Source organism: Bacillus sp. 3255, assembly GCF_031456485.1.
Lineage (GTDB): Bacteria > Bacillota > Bacilli > Paenibacillales > NBRC-103111 > Paenibacillus_E.
Map to the genome: position 1 here is coordinate 38,309 of NZ_JAVDUS010000019.1, position 17,579 is coordinate 55,887.

Genomic DNA, 17,579 nt, shown 5'->3' on the forward strand with positions numbered 1-17,579 from the left:
AAGCGGAAATTCCTTCTAAAACCGTACCATTATTCATGTTGGTTACTGTCATTATAACATGATTTGTACACATTTGAGGTTTATAAGGTTTTAATCATAAATCGTTCCCCGGGAACATACATATGGTAGTACAGGCCTTTTCACAATTCGTATGTAAAGGAGCCGCTGACATGCCACTCCACCTTCGGAAAGTCGCTATCCATGTATCCATCGTAACAGGAATGCTGGGCGCGCTCGGCATAGCTCTATATATGTATGGTTCCCAAAGCACGCTGCCTCCGAAATTCGCCGTTGCAGGCTGGCGGGTCGGCGGCATGCCATACGACACGTTTCAACAACAATACGACGAGCGGTTGAACCTGTTGTCCTCCTTTCCCGTACAGCTGCAAACCTCCTATCCGGATATCGCCAATCGCCAGCTAACCCTTGGACAATTAGGTATTGAATATCATGACGAGGCTTTGAAGCAAGCGTTGGACCGTCTGTTCCGCGCCTCCCCCTGGGAGCGGATTAAAGCGCGCTGGCAGCTTCGGCGAGCCGATGTCCCGCTCGAAGTGTCCGTTAGCGAGACGCGGCTTGCCGGAACCGTCAAAGAAACTTGGAAGGATCTCTATAGCCAGCAGCCCGTACCGGCCAAGCGCGTCGTAACGGCACAGGACCAACTGATTTATGAACCGGAGCGCCGGGTTCTTCGCGTTGACACCGTCCATCTGAGCGAGCATTTGCGGGAAATCGCCCCCTCGGTCTCTTACATCCATTACGCTGCGCCGATCAGACTGACGCTTCCCCTCTACGAACAGAGCCCTTCGGTGACGGTAGAAACTTTAAGGAAGCAAGGAATTGAGCGCAAAATATCCGAGTTCACGACCGCCTTCCCGGTGTCGGGCGAAGGTCGGATCCACAACATCCGCTCTACCGCCGCGTCTATCCAAGACATGCTTCTAGCCCCCGGCGAGACGTTCGACTACAGCAAAATCATCGCGCAGACCGAGAGCCGATTCGGCTATAAGGAAGCGCCGGTCATCTTGAACGGCAAGCTCGTTCCGGGCATCGGCGGAGGCATCTGCCAAGTTTCGACAACGCTGTACAATGCCGTGCTGCGCAGCGGGCTGCAGATCGTGGAGCGGCGCAACCATTCCCTGCCCGTCTCGTATATCGCATTGGGACAAGATGCGACATTCGCGAACGGCTATATCAATTTCAAATTCCGCAACAACACGGACGCTTACCTCTTAATCCGCACCGTAACAACGGACCACGACATTACGGTTAAACTCTACGGGCATATGTCGCCATCGGTCACTTACGACATCGACTCCAAGGTCGTTGAAACTATTCAACCTCCGGTCAAATATTTACACAACCCGAGCTTAGCCCCTGGCGCTACCCGGCCGATCTCTACCGGCAAAGCAGGCTATAAGGTAGAGACGTACCGAATTAAAAAGGAGAACGGGGCAATCGTTAGCAGAGAACTGATCTCCAAAGATCAGTACTCTGCTGTTCCTACACTGATCGCCTCTAACCGCGGCGACGTCAAGGCCGAGGAAGGCGGAGGGACTGAGCCTCCACAGCAACCCATCCTGGAGGACGGCGTCAAAGGACCGTCCTTCCGATAAGCTTTGTGACTGGATCGGCCGCAAATATATGTCTTTTATCAAAAGGTCATGTGACTGTAGTTACTAGGTCACTATGACTTTTTTTTATTAAGATAAGCATATAGAGATTGCACATAAGGAGGATGCACGATGAGTAAGGTTGATTATTTCAAAGAATTAAACTATCGACTGCGCGGACTTCCGGAGAAGGAGCGCCAAAATATATTGTCTGTTTACGAAGAATTGTTTCAGAAGGCGGTTGAGAACGGCAAGCATGAGGACGAGGTCGCCCAATCGCTCGGCTATCCGCGAGTACCGAATTGGGATGGACCGAAGGAGCCTAAAGAGCCTCATGAGCCTCAGTCGGCCAGGGGACCTAAGGAGATGCCCTTCGTCAGTCCTGAGCCGCCAATCCGAAACGCAGAGGAGAAGCTCCCTCCATTGGACAGAGCTTACGCAAGACCTGAACCGGGCCCAGCACCCAAGCAGGCACCGGACGCACCAGGCTTCCCGCCGTACACGCCGCCGCAGCCGAACCCCTATTATAGCCAGCAGCCTCCGTACCCCTATCCGGTTAAACAGGAGACCGGAATCAAGGCGATTATCGTATCTATCGCGCTGGGCTTCTTCAATTTGCTGTTCGTGGTAGGTCCGTGGTTCGGCATTTTGGCCACGCTAATCGCACTATTTGCATCCGGATTCGCTCTGATTGTCGCCCCGATCGCCGGCATGCTGAGCAGCTTCATGGGCACGGTCGGCAACGATCTGCGTTTCATCGGCTTTGCCATGCTCAGCTGCTTCGGCTTAGGCGTCATTCTGACGACCATCAGCACTTGGCTGATCAAAGCCTTTTTCAAACTCAGCTGGTCGTACATCCAATTCAACGCCAAACTCATTAAGGGGGCCTAAGCCATGAAACGTGGATACAAATTTTTCCTGCTGACTGGCTTTGCCTGTTTGGCCGTGGGTCTGGTAGGTTCAGCTATTTCTTTCAAGACGTTAGATCTCGAGGCCGGCATCGCCAAAGTCGATATCGAGAAGAAAATATCTGCCGCTAGTATTGATACGATAATCATTCAAAACGATATTTCCAACATCACTTTCGTCCCGACGAACGGGGATGAAATCAAGGTCCGCCTATCCGGTACGATGCGCGAGCAGAACGCCAACGAGTGTACGGTAGAGGCGGTGACGGAAGGCAGCAATGTATGGCGCGTAGACGTTTGCACGAAGGAGAAAGATCACTTCGATATCGGCTTCGACATAACCGAATTCAAGAATTGGATCGCCGGCCGCGGCTTTGGCCTGAAAACCGAAGTGTCGCTGCCAGACAAAATGTACAAAGCCATTACCGTCAATTCCGATACGGGCGGCATCGCACTCAATGACCTGAAAACCGAGAAACTGACGGTCAGTACGGATGCCGGCAACATTTCGCTCGATCGTTACGAAGGCAAATCGATGAACCTCCAAACGGATACGGGCAGCATTCACATTCAAGAAGGACAGGGCGACGCGAAGCTGAAGACCGATACAGGAAGCATCACGGCCAGAATGGCCGAGATCGGCGAGTCCGTCTCCCTGGAGTCGGATGCCGGAAGCGTGCGTCTGACACTCGATCCTGTGCCTAAGAACGTCAACTTCGATCTAGCGGCCGATACGGGCGCCGTCAATCTGGAAGTGCCCGGTCTAACCGTAGACCGCGAAGATCATCATGCCGCCAAAGGCACCCTCGGCGACGGCAGCAAGAAAGTCAAAATCCGCGTCGATACCGGCTATATCTCCGTCACCGGCCGGTAAAGCAGCAAAAAAGCCTTCAACTCCCATCCAGCCGGATGGCGTTGAAGGCTTTTTTTTATTTACTTTTCTCCAGGTATTCTTGCAGCCACGCGTTGGACTCGGCGAGCACTTGCTCAGCGCGGACAATCGCTTCGGATACTTGATTGCTGGCTGTACCGCCGTAAACATTGCGCGCATTGACCACTTGCTCCGGCTGCAGCACCGCATAGATATCGGACTCGAACAGCTCGGAGAACGTTTTGAATTCCTCGATGCTCATATCGAGCAGATATTTCTTGTTCTGAATGCAATGCAGCACCGTTTTCCCGATCACCTCATGCGCCTGTCGGAACGGCAGCCCTTTGTTCACCAGGTAATCGGCGATATCCGTCGCATTGGAGAAGTCTTGGTTAACGGCTTGTCTCATCCGGTCCGTGTTCACCTTCATCGTCGCAACCATAGGGGCGAACAATTGCAGCGCGCCTTGCAGCGTGCGAACCGTATCGAACATGCCTTCCTTATCTTCCTGCATGTCTTTGTTGTACGCCAGCGGCAGCGACTTCAGCACGGTCATCAGACCGAACAGGTTGCCGTAGACGCGGCCTGTTTTGCCGCGGACGAGCTCCGCTACGTCCGGGTTCTTCTTCTGCGGCATGATCGAGCTGCCGGTGCAGAACGCATCGTCGAGTTCAACGAACGCGAACTCTGTGGAAGACCACAGCACCATCTCCTCGCTGAAGCGAGACAGGTGCATCATAATCATGGACGCGTTGGAGAGGAACTCCAGGATGAAGTCGCGGTCGCTGACCGCATCCAGGGAGTTCTCGTACACGCGTCCGAACCCGAGCTGCTCCGCCACGAAATGGCGGTCGATCGGGAATGTCGTACCGGCGAGCGCGCCGGCGCCGAGCGGCAGAACGTCTACGCGCTTGTAGCTGTCCTGCAAGCGCTCGAGGTCACGCTGGAACATGCTGACATAGGCCATCATGTGGTGCGCGAACAAGATCGGCTGCGCACGCTGCAGATGCGTGTAGCCCGGGATGATCGTGTCGATGTTCTTCTTCGCTTGATCGATCAATGCTTCCTGCAGCTTGATCAAGTGTCCGACGAACTCCACGACGCGTTTGCGCAAATAGAGATGCATGTCCGTCGCGACTTGGTCGTTGCGGCTGCGGCCGGTATGCAGCTTGCCGCCGACAGGACCGATCAGGTCGATCAACGTTTTCTCGATATTCATGTGAATATCTTCATTCTGAATGGTGTATGCCAGCTCGCCGCGGCGAATCATGCCTTGCACCTGCAGCAGGCCGTCCTTGATCGTTTCGACATCCGCAGCAGGAAGAATCCCGCATTTCCCCAACATGGTAACATGGGCCAAGCTGCCTTGAATATCTTCTTCCGCAAGTTCTTTATCAAATGTAATCGATGCCGTATATTCCTCGACCAATTGGTCGGTTTGTTTCGTGAATCGTCCACCCCATAGCTTTGACACGCACACCCACTCCTCTCTATATTTACAGCCCAAAGGCTTTCCACAAGGGAAAGCCCGGTTCACAGCTTATGATAAACTTATTTCTTCGCGTTCTGCTCGACACCGGAAGATACTTTCAGACGAAGCGCGTTCAAGCGAATGAAGCCTGTTGCATCGCCTTGATCGTAAGCTTTGGTCGGATCGGCTTCCATCGTAGCGATATCCGGATTATAAAGGGATACCGGGCTCTTCACGCCGGCTCCGATGACGTTGCCTTTGTACAATTTCAAGCGAACCGTACCGGTCACGTTTCTTTGGCTTTCCGTCACAAGCGCTTGGATCGCCAGACGCTCCGGAGCAAACCAGAAGCCGTTGTATACCAGGCTCGCATATTTCGAGATCAGGGAATCACGAAGGTGCATCACATCGCGGTCCATCGTGAGGGATTCCATTTTGCGGTGAGCGGTGAACAGAATCGTACCGCCCGGCGTTTCGTACACGCCGCGGCTCTTCATGCCGACGAAACGGTTCTCCACCATGTCCACACGGCCAATGCCGTGCTTGCCGCCGATTTCATTCAACGTTTCCATCACTTGCAGCGGAGTCAGCTTCGCGCCGTTGATGGCGACGCAGTCGCCTTTCTCAAACTCCAGTTCGATGTATTCCGCTTGATCCGGCGCATCTTCCGGCGCCACGCTCAGAACGTACATATCTTTGTTGGAGTCAGCTGCCGCATCGAACCAAGGATCCTCCAGCATGCCGCTCTCGAAGGAGATGTGCAGCAGGTTGCGGTCGGTCGAATAAGGCTTGGCAGCGGAAGCCGTTACCGGAATGCCGTGCTTCTCGGCATACGCGATCATCTCAGCGCGGCCAGGGAACTGCTCGCGGAATTCTTCCAGACGCCAAGGTGCGATAACAGAAATCTCAGGAGCAAGCGCCGCTGCTGTCAATTCGAAACGCACTTGGTCGTTTCCTTTGCCGGTTGCGCCGTGGGCAATCGCCGTTGCGCCTTCCGCGCGCGCGATTTCGACCATACGCTTCGCGATCAGCGGACGCGCAATGCTCGTGCCGAGCAAGTATTGCCCTTCATACAAAGCCGCCGCTTGGAACATCGGGTTGATGAAATCCTTCGCGAACTCATCGCGCAGATCGTCGATGTAGATTTTGGATGCGCCGGTTTTGAGCGCTTTTTCTTCCAGACCGTCCAGCTCGTCTTTTTGCCCGATATCCGCGGTGAAAGCAATGATTTCGGCGTCATACGTTTCCTTCAGCCATTTCAAAATAACCGATGTATCCAACCCGCCGGAATACGCGAGTACGATTTTTTCCTTAGCCATGTCTAGTAATCTCTCCGTTTCCTATAGTTCTATTTATTATATCATGGTCGCGGCCATAATAGCCTTTTGCGCATGAAGACGATTCTCTGCCTGGTCGAAAATAATCGAATGCGAGCCGTCGATGACGCCTTCGCTCACTTCTTCGCCGCGGTGTGCCGGCAGGCAATGCATGAACAAGTAATCGGACTTGGCATACTTCACGAGGTCCTCATTGACTTGATAGTTTTTGAACGCGATCTCGCGCTCTTTCTGCTCGGCTTCAAAGCCCATGCTGGCCCATACGTCGGTGTAGACGATATCCGCATTCTCAATCGCCTCACGCGGATCGCGCGTCAACAGGAAGCTTCCGCCGTATTGTGCGGCATTTTCCTTCGTATTCTGAATGACTTCCTGATCGGGATCGTACCCTTCCGGCGAAGCGATCGCGAAGTCCATCCCTAATTTGCTCGCACCCACCATCAAGGAATGCACCATGTTGTTGCCATCCCCGATGTAAGCGACTTTGATGCCTTTCAGGCGGCCTTTTTTCTCAAGCACGGTCTGATAATCAGCCATAACTTGGCAAGGATGGGCATAGTCCGTCAAACCGTTAATGACCGGAACCGTTGAACCGCGTGCCAGGTCGATGACTTTACGATGCTCGTAGGTACGGATCATAATGCCGTCGAGGTAACGGGACAGCGTTTGCGCCGTATCCCAAACCGTTTCACCGCGCCCGAGCTGCAGGTCGTTTTTGCTCAGGAACAAAGCCTGCCCTCCAAGCTGGTACATCCCCACTTCGAATGAAACGCGCGTACGCGTGGAGGACTTCTCGAAAATCATGCCGAGCGTCTTGCCAGCCAGCACAGCATGCGGCTCTCTCGCCTTCTGCTTACGCTTCAGCTCGATGCCATAGTGAATCAAATATTCAATCTCTTCCGGTGTATAATCAGCCAGTGCGAGGAAATCCTTACCTTTCAACTGGGCCGCCACTTCTTCTTGTAAAGTTGTGTTCATTCGTTCAACCTCTCTCCCTGTTTCCTCATTACTTCGCGCTGATCGTCGCTGCCTTCTCCGAGAGGACGGCGCACAGCACATCAAGCCCTTGATCCAAATCCGCTTGCGGTATATTCAAAGCAGGCACTAACCGAATCACGTTCGGCCCCGCCGGAATGACCAGTACGCCACGCTTATGCATTTCGCTGATGAATTCGCCTGCAGGCTGGGTGCACTCAATGCCGATCAAAAGCCCGATGCCGCGAATTTTCGCGACGAGCGGATTGCCGGCCAGCTTGCTCTCCAGCTTCTTGATCGTATAGTCGCCGATTTCGGCTGCGCGCTCCGGCAGCTGCTGGCTTAGAATCGCATTCACCGCCGCATAGCCGGCAGCCGTCGCAATCGGCGTACCGCCGAATGTCGAGCCGTGGCTTCCCGCGTTGAACGCTTCCGCCAAGAAAGCTTTGCCGAGCATCGCCCCAATCGGGAACCCGCCGCCCAAACCTTTGGCCAATGTGAAAATATCCGGTTCAACCCCATAATGCTCATAGGCAAAGAGCTTGCCTGTGCGTCCTACACCCGTTTGAATCTCATCCGCAATCAACAGCAGATTCTCCTGCTTGCACAGCTCGGCGAGCTGTTTCACGAATTCCGGATCCGCCGGCAGCACGCCGCCTTCTCCTTGGACCATCTCCAGCATGATAGCGCATGTTTTATCATTCACAAGACTGCGGACAGCCTCGATATCGTTGTACGGCGCATAGACGAAGCCTTCGGGAAGCGGAAGGAAGCCTTCCTTCACTTTATCTTGACCCGTTGCCGTCAATGTTGCGAGCGTACGTCCATGGAACGACATGTTGAACGTGATAATCTCGTACCGGCCGTTGTTCAGCACCTTCTGATTGTAACGGCGTGCCAGCTTGATCGCAGCCTCGTTCGCCTCCGCTCCCGTGGAGCAGAAGAAAACGGCATCCGCACAGCTGTTCGCCGTTAACAACGATGCAAGCTTCTCCTGATTCGGAATATGGAAAAGGTTGCTTACGTGCCACAGCTGATCCAACTGCTGCACAAGCTCCTCCTTGACTTCCTTCGGCGCGTGCCCAAGGTTCGCTACGGCGATCCCGCTCATCAAGTCGATATATTCCTTGCCTGTGTCATCCCACAGCCGGCTGCCTTCCCCTTTCACCAGCGTAATCGGATATCTGGCGTACGTTGGAAAGAGCGAGCTTTTCCCCGTTTCACTCATGTACATTCCCTCCTTAGTGTTTATCGTACAATTCTTGTTCCGATTCCCGTGCCCTTCAGCACTTTGCTCAGCACATTCGGCTCCGCTCCGTTCACGATCACAACTTCCTGCACCTTGCCTTGGATACAAGCAATCGCTGCGCGAACCTTCGGAATCATGCCGCCATAAATGTCTCCGCTAGCGATCATCTCTTCGATCTCCGCCACGCTCACGACAGGCAGTACCTGCTTTTCGCCGTCCACCGTCTTCATAATGCCGGGAACGTCCGTTACGACGACCATCTGCTCGACACCTAGGTGCGACGCAACGGCACCGGCCGCCGTATCCGCATTGATGTTGTAACGCTGGCCGCCGTCAGCACCAAGACCGACAGGCGCGATGACCGGAATATAGCCCATATTCACAACGCCCTGAATGAGTTCGGCGTTGACTTTCGTTACGTCGCCGACAAGACCGACTTCATGGCTGTTCGCCACCGGCTTCGCTTCAATCAGATGTCCATCCACACCGGACAATCCGAGCGCCGCCGCACCGGTCAATTGAATGCGCCGGACGATCTCTTTGTTTATCTGGCCGGATAGCACCATCTCCACGACGTCGAGCACCGGCTCCGTCGTTACCCGGAGTCCGTTCACGAAGCCGGACTCGATGCCCAGCTTCCCGAGCGTATCCGAAATCGCCGGCCCGCCGCCATGCACAATCACGGTGACAATGCCTTCTTCTTGCAGCTGACGCATATCTTCAAAAAAACTGGCCGGCAGCGCCGCAAGCGTACTGCCGCCGCATTTCATCACAAAGCAATTGTTCTTCACTGCGCTCGTTCCCCTTCTTAAGTGCGGTAAGCCGCGTTGATGCGTACGTAATCATATGTCAAATCGCAGCCCCAGCCCGTTGCCTTGCCGGCGCCCATATGTAAATTCACGTGTATTTGAATCGTGTCCGTTTTCAAATAAGCCAGCGCCGCTTCCTCGTCGAACTTTACCGGACGCGATTGCTCCAGTACAGCGATATCGCCCAAGCGGATATCAACCGTGTTCACATTCACTGGTTGGCCCGAGTAACCGACGGCCGCAATGATCCGGCCCCAGTTCGCGTCAGCGCCGTATACGGCGGACTTCACGAGGCTCGAACCGATGATCGACTTCACGATCTTCCGCGCCGCTTCATCGCTCTCCGCGCCGATGACTGTCGTCTCGATCAGCTTCGTTGCGCCCTCGCCGTCGCGTGCGATCGCCTTGGCGAGGTACTCGCCGACATACTGGAAGCCTGCTGCGAAGGCTTCCCAATCCGGGTGCGCCGGTGTCAGCGTCTCGCCGCCGGCCAAACCGCTGGCCATCACCACGACCATGTCGTTGGTGCTTGTATCGCCGTCAACGGTGATCATGTTGAAGGTGTTATCCGTAATCCTGCTAAGCAGCGCCTGCAGGTGCTCGCTCTCGATCGGCGCGTCGGTCGTCATGAAGCCGAGCATCGTCGCCATGTTCGGATGAATCATCCCCGAACCCTTGGCTGCCCCGGCAATGTGAACCTCCTTGCCGCCGACGGTAAGACGAACGCATGTCATCTTCTGCACAAGATCCGTCGTCAGGATCGCTTGGCAGAAGTCTTCCCCGCCGTCCGCTTGAATGCGCTGCGGCAGCTGCTCGATGCCTGACAGCACCTTGCCCATCGGCAGCAGCTCGCCGATCACGCCCGTGCTTGTGACGCCCACGTGATGCTCCGCCACGCCCAGCGCCTTCGCGCTAGCCGCACGCATCGCATAGGCGTCGTCCTCGCCCTGCTGGCCTGTGCACGCATTGGCGTTGCCGCTGTTGACGATCATCGCCTGCAGCTTGCCGCCTTGCGCGATGCTCTCCTGCGTCACGCGCAGCGGTGCCGCCTGGAACGCGTTCAGCGTGTATACGCCCGCCGCTGCCGCCGGCACATCACATACGATAGCGCCCAAATCGAAGCGCTCCGTCTTCTTCAAACCGCAGTGCAGACCGCCTGCACGAAAGCCTTTCGGCGTCGTTACCGTGCCCTCCGGCACGACCGTGAAACTAGCTTTATCCAAGATTCTCGTCTCCTCACATGTCCTCTTCTTATGGATAAACCGGCGCGAACAGCAATCCGGTTGTTTCTTCCCAGCCGTACATCAAATTCAAGTTCTGAATAGCCTGCCCTGCAGCGCCCTTCACGACATTATCGATGACCGACACAATCGTCACGCGACCTGTCCGTTCATCCACGGAAAAGCCGATATCGCAGTAGTTGGAGCCGGCAACTTCCTTCGTAGACGGGTATTTGCCCTCTTGGCGAATCCGCACGAACTTCCGGCCTTCATAGAACTGACGATACAGCTCGATGAAATCGGCTGTCGTATGCTCGCCTTGAACCGTCGCGTACATCGTCGACATAATTCCGCGTGTCATCGGCACCAGGTGTGTCGTAAACGTAGTAACGACCGGTTTCCCCGCTACACGGCTGAGCGCCTGTTCGATCTCCGGAATATGCTGGTGCTTATTCACCTTATACGCGCTTAGATTCTCGTTCACTTCCGCGTAGTGCACGCCCAGGTTCACCCCGCGACCCGCTCCGGATACGCCGGATTTGGCATCGATGATGATCGTCGCAGGATCGATCCAGCCCGCTTTGACAGCCGGGATCAAACCAAGCAGCGTTGCTGTCGGATAACAGCCCGGATTCGCGACCAGATCGCTGCCTTTCACTTCGTCTCCGAACACTTCGGATAGCGCATAGACCGATTTCGCCAGCACGTCCTCGGAGGCCGGTTTCTTTTTATACCATTTCTCGTAATCGCTGCTGGACTTCAAACGCAAATCCCCGGAAATATCAATAACCTTCAGGCCCGCAGCCAAAAGTTTCGGTGAAAGCTCCGCACTGACGCCCGCCGGTGTGGCCAGGAACACGACGTCGGCTTTGCCTGCGATCAAATTAACGTCTAATTCGTCGAGTATATCAACCACGATTTCTTGCAAATGTGGAAAATGGTCCGCCAATGGCGCTCCCGCATTCGAGGTCGAAATGACCGAAGTGATTGTCACCAATGGATGCGCCTGCAAGAGGCGGATGACTTCCACGCCGCCGTATCCAGTAGCTCCGATAATTGCCGCTCTAACGCCTTGACTCATATGAATTCCCCCGTTACTCCGAAAATATATGTATGATTATACAGTCATATACATAATAATTCAATGAATTTTTTTCGTCCTTTTTCGCTGGATTTAGGTCAGAAGATGCAGGATCGGTCAAGGGTTTGACAGCTTTTTGAACGAAAACCCCAAGAGCTGTTTCCCTCAGGGACTCCACGAAAAAACATTCATAATATGCATAGACGGCTTGTTCAGAAAACGAACAGTTATATTATCCCAAATTGAGCAGTGGACTAGCAACTTTTTTTTGTGGAGTTCAGCCCTCGCCCTATCAAAAAAACCGTCAGGCCGCGAAGTGCGCTCCAATTGTTAGACACGATCTACCATTGGGCGTGCATTTCAGGGCCTGACGGTCTTTGGGGTTACCCCGCCTGATTCAATATGTGAGAGCCGTAGAAACGCCAATCGCCGCACCTAGGCATGCCGCTTGAACCCTTCGCCCAGCACCTCATTCGTTTCGCTCAAAATCACAAAAGCCTGCGGATCCACCGACCGCACCAGCGTCTTCAGCCGGCTCACTTCGCTCTGCTTCACCACGACCATCATCACCGTCCGCGACTCCCCGGTAAATCCGCCCGAGCCGTTTAATTCCGTTAAGCCGCGGTCCAAATCGTACAGAATCGCTTTGCGCAGCGCCTCCGTCTGATCCGAAATTATAAACGCCACTTTGGCATAATTGAAGCCCAGCTGCACGATATCGATCGTCTTGGTCGTGACGAAAAGCCCGATCAACCCGTACAGGGCATTCTCCGGCGTAAACGCCAGCGCTGAGCTGATAATGACCAAGCCGTCGAACACCGCAACCGAGAAACCCAAACTCAAGCCCGTATACTTATGTAAAATTTGTGCGGCCAACCCTAGACCCCCTGTCGATCCGCGGCCGCGGAAAACGATACCCAATCCCAACCCTACGCCGATTCCGCCGTAAACGGCGGCTAGCAGCGGATTGTGCGTCGGAATACCCAGATGGCTGGTGACAAGGACGCACAGCGGGAATACGACCGATCCTACGGCCGCTTTCAACCCGAATTGTCCGCCGAGCAGGCACAAGGCCAAAAGGAAAATCGGTATGTTGAGTGCCCACTGGGTGATTGCCGGGCTCACACCCGCCACATACTGAACGATCGTCGAAATGCCCGATACGCCTCCGGTGGCAATTTGGTTCGCGTTCAGAAAACAGTTAAAGCTCGCCGCCATAATTAACGAGCCTACTATTAATAACGTATATTCCAATACGGTATGCGCTGGACTTCCTATCCGTATCCATGGTTCTTTTCGGCTTCGGGACACCCTAGGCCCTCCTCTCACAAAAAAACCTACACCTGTTAGGTGTAGGATGATCGTCTGAAGTCTTGGCTATGCGCGGCACGGCTCAGCGAGTGGATTCCGCTTAATGCCGGCCACGTCGATAACCGCCGCTCGCTTCGCTTCGCTTTACTCCTCGTTCTCCGGCTTCTTAATCTGATGGCGCAGGAACGCATCGATGAACATATCCAGATCTCCGTCCATGACCGCGCCGACATTGCCTGTCTCCGCAGAGGTCCGGTGATCCTTGACCATGCTGTATGGATGGAAGACATACGAACGGATTTGGCTGCCCCAGCCGATATCGGACTGTTCGCCGCGAATCTCCGCCAGCTGCTTCATCTGCTCTTCGATCTTCTTCTCGTAGAGCTTGGAGCGCAGCATTTTCATCGCTTTCTCGCGGTTCTTGATCTGCGAGCGCTCCTGCTGGCAGCTAACCACGACGCCCGTCGGAATATGCGTAATCCGTACGGCGGAGTCCGTGGTGTTAATATGCTGACCGCCGGCACCGCTGGCGCGATACGTATCGACCTTGAGATCCTCCGTGCGGATCTCAACCTCCGTATCGTCTTCGATTTCCGGCATGATATCGCACGACACGAAGGACGTGTGACGTCTGCCGGACGCATCGAACGGCGAAATACGCACGAGCCGGTGCACGCCCTTCTCCGCCTTCAAATAGCCGTAGGCGTTGAAGCCCGTGATCTGCAGCGTGACGCTCTTCACGCCGGCTTCATCGCCGGGCAAATAGTCGAGCACCTCGACTTTGTAGCCCCGCTTCTCCGCCCAACGGCGGTACATGCGCAGCAGCATCTCCGCCCAGTCCTGCGACTCCGTGCCGCCCGCACCGGGATGCAGCTCCAGAATCGCATTCAGCCGGTCATATGGCTGATTGAGCAGCAAGCCAAGCTCGAAGGCTTCGAGCCTGGTCTTGAGCGCCGCGATGCCTGACTCAATGTCAGCCACCAGGCCGGCATCGCTCTCCTCTTCCTCGAGCTCGACCATGACCTGCAGGTCCTCGAACTCGTTCGAGAAGCCTTGGAATTGATCCACAACGCTCTTCACCGCGTTAAGCTCGGCAATCGTCTTCTGGGCGCGTTCGTTATCGTCCCAGAAGTCCGGCGCTCCCATTTTCTCCTCGAGATCGCCGATCATTTCCAGTTTATGATCTAAGTCAAAGAGACCCCCGTAATTCGGTTAGTCGCTTTGCTGTTTCTCTTAAGTCTTGTTTCACTTCTGGTTCCAGCATATCTTAACACCTCTTTATTCTCTTATGCCTCTAAAAGCGGCTTAACCAATCTTCGATTGGATTCGATTCGCCTTAGCTGCCTTGTCCGTGGCACTGTTTGAACTTCTTGCCGCTGCCGCATGGGCATGGGTCGTTGCGTCCGATACGGTTCTCGTCGCCGCGTACGACTGGCTTTTTGCCTGCAGCTTCATTCTTTGTATCCACTGCTTGGCCTTCTGCTACCGCTTGACGCTCCAGGTTGCTCTGTACATGTGCCTTCATGATATACATCGCGACTTCCTCACGAATGTTCTCAATCATCTCTTGGAACATCTCGAAGCCTTCGAACTGGTACTCACGAAGCGGATCCGTACCACCGTAAGCACGCAGGTGAATCCCTTGGCGCAGCTGATCCATCGCATCGATGTGATCCATCCATTTGGAGTCTACCGCACGCAGCGCGACAACCTTCTCGAATTCACGCATGAATTCCGGACCGATCTCTTCTTCACGCTCATCGTAGCGTTTGGCTACAAGCTCTTTGATATATTCGATAATCTCTTCTTGCTCTTTGCCCCAAATATCTTGATCGCTGATGTGCGCATCTTCCTGAAGGAAGTTGTTATTCACAAAATTAGCGACCTCTTGCAATTCCCATTCTTCCGGGATCGTTTCTTCCGGACAATGTGCTTTCACGACACGCTCGATCACAGCGTTGATCATACCCTCGATCACTTCGCGGATATTTTCCGATTCCAGCAGCTCGCGGCGCTGTTTATAAATGATCTCACGCTGTTGGTTCATGACGTCGTCATACTGTAGAACGACTTTCCGCACGTCGAAGTTATTACCCTCAACGCGCTTCTGAGCAGACTCCACCGCACGCGAGATCAGCTTGCTCTCGATCGGTTGATCCTCTTCCATCCCAAGGCGGTCCATCATCGCCATGATGTTCTCCGCACCGAAACGCTTCATCAATTCATCCTCCAGAGAGAGATAGAATTGGGAGGAACCCGGGTCGCCTTGACGTCCCGCACGTCCGCGCAGCTGGTTGTCGATCCGTCTGCTCTCATGACGTTCTGTACCTATAATATGCAAACCGCCGATATCGTGTACGCCTTCGCCCAACATGATATCCGTACCGCGGCCCGCCATGTTCGTTGCAATCGTGACCGCACCCGGTTGACCCGCACGCGATACGATTTCCGCCTCTTCGGCATGGTATTTGGCGTTAAGCACTTTATGCGGAACGCCTTTCTTCTTGAGCATCTCGGACAGTCTTTCTGAGTTCTCGATCGACACCGTACCTACAAGAACAGGCTGGTTCAGCTTGTGCTTCTCTACGATTTGCTCAACAACAGCCCTGAACTTACCGTTCTCCGATTTGTATACCACATCCGGCATATCTTTACGAATCATCGGACGGTTCGTCGGAACGATAATAACTTCAAGACCGTAAATCTTCTTGAGCTCTTCTTCTTCCGTTTTCGCCGTACCTGTCATCCCCGCAAGCTTACGGTACATCCGGAAATAGTTCTGGAACGTAATGGTCGCCAGCGTCATGCTCTCATTTTGAACCTGCAGCTGCTCTTTGGCTTCAATCGCTTGGTGCAGTCCATCGCTATATCGACGGCCTGTCATAATCCGGCCTGTAAATTCATCGACGATCATGACCTCGTCGTCTTGAACGACGTAATCCACGTCACGCTTCATGATGAAACGCGCTTTAAGCGCTTGAGTTACGTGATGGTTAATGTTCACATTTTGATGATCGAATAAGTTCTCAATGCCGAATGACCGCTCTGCCTTCGCGACACCTTCTTCCGTCAGAGCAATGGAACGCACTTTGATATCAATTGTGAAGTCCTCTTCCTCTTTCAGCTTCGAAACAAAACGGTCCGCCGCATAATAAAGATCCGTGGACTTAGCGGCTTGTCCGGAAATAATCAAAGGTGTTCTCGCTTCGTCGACCAAGATCGAGTCTACTTCGTCGATTACCGCATAATACAGCGGGCGCTGAACCATCTGCTCTTTGTATAGCACCATGTTATCGCGCAGGTAGTCGAAACCGTATTCGTTATTCGTTCCATACGTAATATCGCAAGCGTAAGCCGCTTGCTTCTCTTCATGAGAAAGCTCATGCAGGTTAACCCCAACCGTCAGGCCGAGGAATTTATAGACTTCGCCCATTTCGGCGCTATCGCGCTGAGCCAGGTAATCATTGACCGTTACTACATGCACGCCTTTGCCCAACAAGGCATTCAAGTAAACCGGAAGGGTTCCAACTAACGTTTTCCCTTCCCCTGTTCTCATCTCCGCGATACGGCCTTCATGCAGTACCATACCTCCGATGAGCTGAACGTCGTAGTGACGCTTGCCGAGTACACGCTTGGCCGCTTCCCTCACAACAGCAAAAGCTTCCGGCAGCAAATCATCCAGATCCTCGCCCTTGGCCAGGCGTTCTCTGAACTCCACCGTTTTGCCTTTAAGCTCTTCATCGGATAACGGCTGAATCGTCGCTTCAAGCTCGTTGATATAATCAACAGCCTTCAACATCCGTTTAACTTCCCGTTCATTGGAATCACCAAAAATTTTCTTCACTAGTCCTAGCATCGGTGAACCCCTTTCCATTGCATTCGTATCCTTAAATTGTACCACCTTTGACCAGCTTGCCGCAACAGAGCCTGTATCTCCATGCTTTAATCCATCCTGATGGCTCATAAAGCTCACGTTTTAAAACCTATTTCTATAGTATTCAATCGTTGTCCGAAATGCATGCATGCTAAATGAACGACGTCTGAGCTCCGGCTTTCAATAGAAAAAAGCTTAATTCGAACGGGTCGAATCAAGCTTTGTGGTTATCTCGTATGTGTTAGATCGCCGGCTCGATTAATCCGTATTTGCCGTCGTTACGCTTATATACTACATTCACAGTGTCTGTGTCCATATTGGAGAATACAAAGAAGTTATGACCAACCAGATTCATTTGCAAAATCGCTTCTTCCACATCCATCGGCTTCAGATCGAAGCGTTTGTTGCGGACCAATTCAAAGTCCTCTTCCTCATCCACATAGGTGACCGGCGATGTTTCGATTTTGAACAGATCGCGCTTGCCGCCTTCTTCGCGAATTTTGCGGTTGGTTCTCGTTTTGTGCTTGCGAATTTGGCGTTCCAACTTGTCCACGACCAAATCAATCGAAGCATACATGTCCGTGTTGCGTTCTTCGGCTCTTAGCAGCACGCCTGTAAGGGGAATGGATACCTCAATGGCTTGCAGACCTTTAACCACGCTTAGCTTAACTTGTACGTCGGATGTGAGGGGAGCATCAAAGTACCTATCTAGTCTTGTTAATTTCTTCTCGACATAGTCCCTGAGTGCTTCAGTTACTTCAAGGTGTTCTCCGCGAATGCTAATCATCATAGTTAAACATCTCCCTTCCTTACTTACATTATACTACATTCCACTCCATCTTCATAATTCCTTTAAATTC

At 53.5% G+C, this 17,579-nt stretch carries 14 protein-coding genes; 3 read left to right on the forward strand and 11 right to left on the reverse strand.

What is annotated here, in order from left to right:
* Window positions 1–170: 170 nt before the first annotated feature.
* The 3 genes from J2X61_RS25795 to J2X61_RS25805 all read left to right on the forward strand — a co-directional run bounded on the left by J2X61_RS25795 (window position 171) and on the right by J2X61_RS25805 (window position 3,395).
* Window positions 171–1,616, forward strand: coding sequence for a VanW family protein (locus J2X61_RS25795; protein ID WP_274472967.1), 1,446 nt, complete (start codon window positions 171–173; stop codon window positions 1,614–1,616).
* A gap of 129 nt (window positions 1,617–1,745) precedes the next feature.
* Window positions 1,746–2,504: an HAAS signaling domain-containing protein gene (locus J2X61_RS25800; RefSeq protein WP_274472966.1), complete on the forward strand. Its 759-nt coding sequence runs from the start codon at window positions 1,746–1,748 to the stop codon at window positions 2,502–2,504.
* Window positions 2,505–2,507: 3 nt separating this feature from the next.
* Window positions 2,508–3,395, forward strand: a complete 888-nt coding sequence (locus tag J2X61_RS25805; RefSeq protein WP_310191897.1) for a DUF4097 family beta strand repeat-containing protein — start codon at window positions 2,508–2,510, stop codon at window positions 3,393–3,395.
* A 55-nt stretch (window positions 3,396–3,450) separates the two neighbouring features.
* On the opposite strand, the gene argH is transcribed toward J2X61_RS25805, so the two are convergent.
* The 11 genes from argH to hpf form a co-directional block, all read right to left on the reverse strand.
* On the reverse strand, window positions 3,451–4,866 hold the full coding sequence (gene argH / locus J2X61_RS25810; RefSeq protein ID WP_310191900.1) for an argininosuccinate lyase: 1,416 nt from the start codon (window positions 4,864–4,866) through the stop codon (window positions 3,451–3,453).
* Between the two features lie 77 nt (window positions 4,867–4,943).
* Complete coding sequence (locus J2X61_RS25815; protein WP_274472963.1) at window positions 4,944–6,182, reverse strand: argininosuccinate synthase; 1,239 nt, start codon at window positions 6,180–6,182, stop codon at window positions 4,944–4,946.
* 36 nt (window positions 6,183–6,218) lie between these two features.
* On the reverse strand, window positions 6,219–7,178 hold the full coding sequence (gene argF, locus J2X61_RS25820) for an ornithine carbamoyltransferase (protein WP_274472962.1): 960 nt from the start codon (window positions 7,176–7,178) through the stop codon (window positions 6,219–6,221).
* Window positions 7,179–7,206: 28 nt separating this feature from the next.
* Window positions 7,207–8,403, reverse strand: a complete 1,197-nt coding sequence (locus J2X61_RS25825; protein ID WP_274472960.1) for an acetylornithine transaminase — start codon at window positions 8,401–8,403, stop codon at window positions 7,207–7,209.
* A gap of 20 nt (window positions 8,404–8,423) precedes the next feature.
* A complete protein-coding gene (argB, locus tag J2X61_RS25830) occupies window positions 8,424–9,194 on the reverse strand; it encodes an acetylglutamate kinase (protein ID WP_310192126.1) in 771 nt (256 codons plus the stop codon).
* Window positions 9,195–9,232: 38 nt separating this feature from the next.
* Window positions 9,233–10,459: a bifunctional glutamate N-acetyltransferase/amino-acid acetyltransferase ArgJ gene (gene argJ, locus J2X61_RS25835; protein ID WP_396135504.1), complete on the reverse strand. Its 1,227-nt coding sequence runs from the start codon at window positions 10,457–10,459 to the stop codon at window positions 9,233–9,235.
* 25 nt (window positions 10,460–10,484) lie between these two features.
* Complete coding sequence (argC, locus tag J2X61_RS25840) at window positions 10,485–11,534, reverse strand: N-acetyl-gamma-glutamyl-phosphate reductase (RefSeq protein WP_274472958.1); 1,050 nt, start codon at window positions 11,532–11,534, stop codon at window positions 10,485–10,487.
* Between the two features lie 435 nt (window positions 11,535–11,969).
* The gene (locus J2X61_RS25845; protein WP_310191909.1) at window positions 11,970–12,845 is read right to left on the reverse strand and encodes a YitT family protein; all 876 of its coding nucleotides are present in this window, start codon (window positions 12,843–12,845) and stop codon (window positions 11,970–11,972) included.
* A gap of 144 nt (window positions 12,846–12,989) precedes the next feature.
* Window positions 12,990–14,109 (reverse strand): peptide chain release factor 2 gene (gene prfB, locus J2X61_RS25850; protein WP_274472956.1). Its coding sequence is split into 2 segments (ribosomal slippage): window positions 12,990–14,036 and window positions 14,038–14,109, totalling 1,119 coding nucleotides; the frame shifts between segments, so codons are not numbered across the junction.
* A gap of 72 nt (window positions 14,110–14,181) precedes the next feature.
* Window positions 14,182–16,701 (reverse strand): preprotein translocase subunit SecA, encoded by a 2,520-nt coding sequence (gene secA / locus J2X61_RS25855; protein ID WP_310191912.1) that lies wholly within the window; start codon window positions 16,699–16,701, stop codon window positions 14,182–14,184.
* 259 nt (window positions 16,702–16,960) lie between these two features.
* The gene (gene hpf / locus J2X61_RS25860) at window positions 16,961–17,509 is read right to left on the reverse strand and encodes a ribosome hibernation-promoting factor, HPF/YfiA family (RefSeq protein ID WP_274472954.1); all 549 of its coding nucleotides are present in this window, start codon (window positions 17,507–17,509) and stop codon (window positions 16,961–16,963) included.
* Window positions 17,510–17,579 lie beyond the last annotated feature (70 nt).